Origin of the sequence: Martelella sp. UBA3392 (assembly GCF_002358775.1) — a bacterium.
GTDB lineage: Bacteria > Pseudomonadota > Alphaproteobacteria > Rhizobiales > Rhizobiaceae > Martelella > Martelella mediterranea.
The window spans coordinates 1,297-6,039 of sequence record NZ_DEPM01000082.1; the positions used below are offsets into that span (position 1 = coordinate 1,297).

Consider the following 4,743-nt stretch of genomic DNA (forward strand, 5'->3'; position numbering starts at 1 on the left):
CCGATGAAAAGCCCTGTTTTTGCTTTGCGGCAGCCATGGCTCAGGCGGCGAGGCGGGCTTCGGCAAGGCGGACCCAGTAGGAAATGCCGTGGGCAAGCGCCTCGTCGTTGAAATCATAGTCAGGATTGTGCAGGCCGGCGCTGTCGCCATTGCCGAGCATGATGAAGGCGCCGGGCCTTGCCTCCAGCATGTAGGAAAAATCCTCCGCCGCCGTCCAGGGCGCAACCGCGGTGTTGACCGCCTCCGCCCCCGCGACCGCGATCGCCGCATCCGCGGCATGGCGCGTCTCTTCCTCGTGATTGACCGTCGGGGGATAGTTGCGGGTGTATGTCACCACGGCCTCGCCGCCCTGGGCGGCGGCAATGCCTTCGGCGATGGCCTTGAGCCGCTGCTCCGCCATGTCGCGGTTTTCCGGCGTGAAGGAGCGCACCGTGCCGCCGAGTTCGGCCTCCGAAGGGATGACGTTGTGGGCAAAGCCCGCATGAAATTCGGTCACCGAGACCACAAGCGCGCCGACCGGATCGGCGTTGCGCGAGACGATGGTCTGCAGCGCGCCGACGATCTGGCTGCCGATCACGACCGGATCAATGGTCGTGTGCGGCTGGGCCGCGTGACCGCCCTTGCCCCGGATCAGAATCCGGAACTCGTCGGTCGCCGCCATGATCGGGCCGGGCCGGATCGCGAATTCTCCCACGGGAAGGCCGGGGAAATTATGCATGCCGTAGACCTCGGCGATCGAGAACCGCTCCATCAGCCCGTCCTCGATCATCGCCTTGCCGCCGCCGCCGCCTTCCTCCGCCGGCTGGAAGATCACGACCACCCTGCCCCTGAAATTCCGCGTCTCGGCGAGGTATTTCGCCGCACCCAGCAGCATCGCCATATGGCCGTCATGGCCGCAGGCATGCATCTTGCCGGGAACCGTCGAGGCCCACGGACGGCCGGTTTTTTCATTGATGGGCAAGGCATCCATGTCGGCGCGCAAGCCGATCGTGCGCCCCTCGCCCGCCCGGCCATGGATGACGCCGACAAGCCCGGTGCGGCCGATGCCTTCAACGACCTCGTCGACACCGAACTGCCGCAATTGTTCTGCTATGAAGCCCGCCGTCGCCTCGACGTCGTAGAGAAGTTCCGGATGCCGATGAAGGTGATGGCGCCATTCGGTCGCTTGACTTTGGAGTTCGGCGGCGTAGTTCAGCACCGGCATTAATGATACCCCTGCATTTTTGCAAAATTCGTTGTAAAACACGCTAATATTGAGCGTGTCCGCATCAACAAGACGAGCCCTTAAAGGGGTATATCGATAGCAGCCGACAGGCAAGTAGAGAGAGCTACCGTGTTTCAAATCGCCAGGACGAAGTCGACAACCCGGCACATTGGTCGGAAGATGGCCGCCGCTGTGCTGTTCGCCGGAATAGTGCTCGCAACGCTGGTTTCCGTCGGCGCGGCGGCGCTCGCTCATCCCTATATCGTGGTCGATGCCAAAACCGGGCGCGTGCTGTTTGCCAATGAGCCGTTCAAGAAATGGTATCCGGCGTCCCTCACCAAGCTGATGACCGCCTATCTGGTGTTCGAGGACATGAAAGCGGGTCGGCTCGATCCGCGCGCGGCGATCACCTTTTCCGCCGCCGCCGCCAACGAGCCCGCCTCGAAGATGTATTTCGCCCCGGGCACGCGGGTGACGGTCGACAACGCGCTGAAGATGATGCTGGTCCATTCGGCCAATGACGCCGCCCATGCGGTGGCCGATGCCGCGATCGGCGGCCGCGATGCCTTCATCGCGCGCATGAACGCCAAGGCCGCGGAGCTCGGCATGGTCGACACCCATTTCGTCAATGCCAACGGCATGACCTCGATGGCCAATCCGCAGACCGGCCAATATACCACCGCGCGCGACATGGCGGTGCTGGCGCTTGCTATGAGCCGCGACTTTCCGGAATACCAGTATTATTTCACCATCCCCGGCATTGCCGCCGACAGCGGCAAATACCGTAACACCAATCTTCTGGTCGGCAATTTCGACGGCGCCACGGGCATGAAGACCGGCTTCGTCTGCGCCTCGGGCTATAATCAGGTGTCCTCGGCCAAGCGCGGCGGCCGCGAGGTGATTGCCGTCGCCTTCGGCGCCAACAGCGTGCCCGCGCGCGCCGACAAGGCCGCCGAGCTGCTGCAGGCCGGGCTGACGTCCAACGATCGCTCCGGGCCGGAGCTTTCGACCTATCTGCCGCCGCCCGCTCCGGATCGCCCCGTTGCCGATATCACCAGCGAGGTCTGCAGCGCGCAGGCCGTGCAGGATCGCGGCGATATCCGCGACGAGGACGGCAACTACATCTTCAAGTCGCCCTATCTGAAGCCGCTGCCGAAGGAATACGCGACCATCGACGCCTTCCGCCTGCCGAACGACACCGAAACCGTGGCGGGCGCGCTCGATAATCTCACCTATGTGCCGCTGCCCTATGCCCGGCCCGAGCAATAGAAGCCAGAATGTATCAGCCATCGCATCCCATCCCCGTCTCGATCGTCACCGGCTTTCTCGGCGCGGGCAAATCGACGCTTCTGAACCGCCTTCTCGGTGATCCGGCGCTTGCCGACGCGGCCGTGATCATCAACGAATTCGGCGCGGTCGGCATCGACCATCTTCTGGTCGAACGCTCCGGCGATTCGGTCATCGAGCTTGCCAATGGCTGCCTGTGCTGCACCGTCCGCGGCGAGCTGATCGACACGCTCGCCGACCTGCTGGACCGGATGCAGACCGGGAAGATCAAACCGGTTAACCGGGTGATCATCGAGACCACCGGCCTTGCCGATCCGGTTCCGGTGCTGATGGCGATCATGGCGCATCCGGCGATCGCCGCCGCCTTTTCGGTCGATGGCGTGGTGACCCTGGTGGATGCGGTGACTGGCATCGATGCGATCGAACGTCACGATGAAGCGGCACGCCAGGTCGCGGTCGCCGATCGCCTCGTCATCACCAAGACAGATCTCGTCTCCGCCAAGAGCGCGGAAAGCTTCGCAGCGCGGCTTTCCGCCATCAACCCGACCGCGGAAATCGTGGACGGCGCGACGCCCATGGCCGCCAATCCCCATCTCCTGGTGGCGGGCCTGTTCGACCCGGCGCGCAAATCGGCCGAGGTCGGGGAATGGCTGCGGGCGGCCGAAACCGGCCACGACCACCACCATCACGACGTCAATCGACATGACGAGCATATCCGCGCCTTCGCGCTTCTTGCGGACGCGCTCCCGTCGCGACAGGTCATCGAAGCCTTCCAGCATCGCCTTGCCCGCGAACACGGCGACCATATCCTGCGGATCAAGGGGATCGTGGCGATTGCCGGCGAGCCTCGTCCGCTCGTGATTCACGGCGTCGGCACCACCGTCTACCCATCGCGTTATCTCGCCGGCTGGCCGGAGGACAGCGCGCCTGAAACCCGGATCGTCGTGATTGGAGCGGACCTCGGCGAGAAGGCGGTGCGCGATCTGTTTGCAAGCTTCCTGGACCGGCCGGCGGTCGACCGTCCGGACCGGGCCGCGCTTGAGGACAATCCGCTTGCGGCCTTCGGCTTCAGGCGCTGACAGAGTTCACGATCGCGCGATCACGAAACGATGACCGCTCTCGGTCGCCACGCTTTCAATCAGCCGGTGGCCGTTCTGCTGGCAGAGATGCGGGATGTCGATCACCGCAAGCGGATCGGTGGTTTCCACAGTCAGCAGGCTTCCGGGCGCAAGCTCGGCCAGACGCTTGCCGGCCTTCAGCGCCGGCAGCGGGCATTTCAGCCCCTTCAGATCATAATGGAAGGACTGCGGCACGAAGCCGTCGCTCACCAGAATTTCCAGAAAGGCCTGTCGCCTTTAGTGGGCTGCTCCGGCTCGGCATAGGCCGCCATCGGGCTCGGCTCGGGAATCGGAACCGAAGAGGAAACCGGCACGTCCGGAACATCCGGGATCGCGGCCGTCTGGGTGACGGTATCGATTTCGGCAGCGACATCTTCCGGCGTTTCCAGCGGGCCGTATTTCGAAATCCGATACTGTTCCACGGTCACGAAGCGGCCGGCTTCCAGCGAGGAACCGGTGGGCTGGTAGAGCGCATCGGTCGGGTCCTCGCGCAGATCGGCGACGATGGCCTTGCGTTCTGCTTCGCTCGGATCGATCCAGACCTTGTCGTCGTTCTCCGCGAGCGCCTTGGCGAATTGCTTCTGATAGTCGCTCTGGTTCTGAGCCAGCGCCATCTTGTCCTGGGCGGTAAGATTGGACGCCATGACCGGGCAGGCGCGATCGGAGGCGAGATCGCCGCCATTGACCGGGTCCTTGTTGAACAGATATTCGCCGCCGCAGACATCGACGTCCGGAATCTTGTGGGTCACGTCGAAATAGTCGTAGCCTTCCTTCAGCATCTGCCAGAAGGGATAGTTCTCGTTATAGCGGTGGCGCACCATGTTTTCCGCGGTCATGCGGAACGGGTAAGCCTGCAGCATGATCGCCTGCTGGCCGCCGGAAAAGGCATCGCGCGCGAAGGCGAAGATTTCCAGTATCTGCTCGTCTGTCATCGAATAGCAGCCGCGCGAGGAGCAGGCGCCGTGGATCATCAGGTCGGAGCCGGTGAACTGGTTGGCGCGGTCATAACGGTTCGGATAGCCGGTATTGATCGCCAGGAAATACTGCGAATAGGGATTCAAAAGGCCCTTGGAAAGCGGATAGAAGCCCTCGGGCGCCTGCCGGTCGCCCTCCTTCTTCTTCGGGCCGAGCTTG

Annotated in this window: 5 protein-coding genes; 2 read left to right on the forward strand and 3 right to left on the reverse strand. The window is 63.5% G+C overall.

The genetic code is table 11. The annotated features are described in order from the left end of the window. Window positions 1-40: 40 nt before the first annotated feature. Complete coding sequence (locus B4E36_RS06165) at window positions 41-1,204, reverse strand: M20 aminoacylase family protein (RefSeq protein ID WP_292052655.1); 1,164 nt, start codon at window positions 1,202-1,204, stop codon at window positions 41-43. Between the two features lie 180 nt (window positions 1,205-1,384). Between B4E36_RS06165 and B4E36_RS06170 the strand changes: the two genes are divergently transcribed. Together B4E36_RS06170 and B4E36_RS06175 are read left to right on the forward strand one after the other, a co-directional pair. After that, a complete protein-coding gene (locus B4E36_RS06170; RefSeq protein ID WP_292052658.1) occupies window positions 1,385-2,473 on the forward strand; it encodes a D-alanyl-D-alanine carboxypeptidase family protein in 1,089 nt (362 codons plus the stop codon). Between the two features lie 8 nt (window positions 2,474-2,481). Continuing rightward, the gene (locus B4E36_RS06175) at window positions 2,482-3,570 is read left to right on the forward strand and encodes a CobW family GTP-binding protein (protein ID WP_292052662.1); all 1,089 of its coding nucleotides are present in this window, start codon (window positions 2,482-2,484) and stop codon (window positions 3,568-3,570) included. A 6-nt stretch (window positions 3,571-3,576) separates the two neighbouring features. Here B4E36_RS06175 and B4E36_RS06180 read toward each other — a convergent pair whose 3' ends face one another. Beyond that, the gene (locus B4E36_RS06180) at window positions 3,577-3,819 is read right to left on the reverse strand and encodes a sulfurtransferase TusA family protein (protein ID WP_292052664.1); all 243 of its coding nucleotides are present in this window, start codon (window positions 3,817-3,819) and stop codon (window positions 3,577-3,579) included. After that, a partial coding sequence (locus tag B4E36_RS06185; protein ID WP_345900128.1) for a murein L,D-transpeptidase family protein occupies window positions 3,816-4,743 on the reverse strand: 928 nt, incomplete at its 5' end. The genes B4E36_RS06185 and B4E36_RS06180, both read right to left, overlap by 4 nt.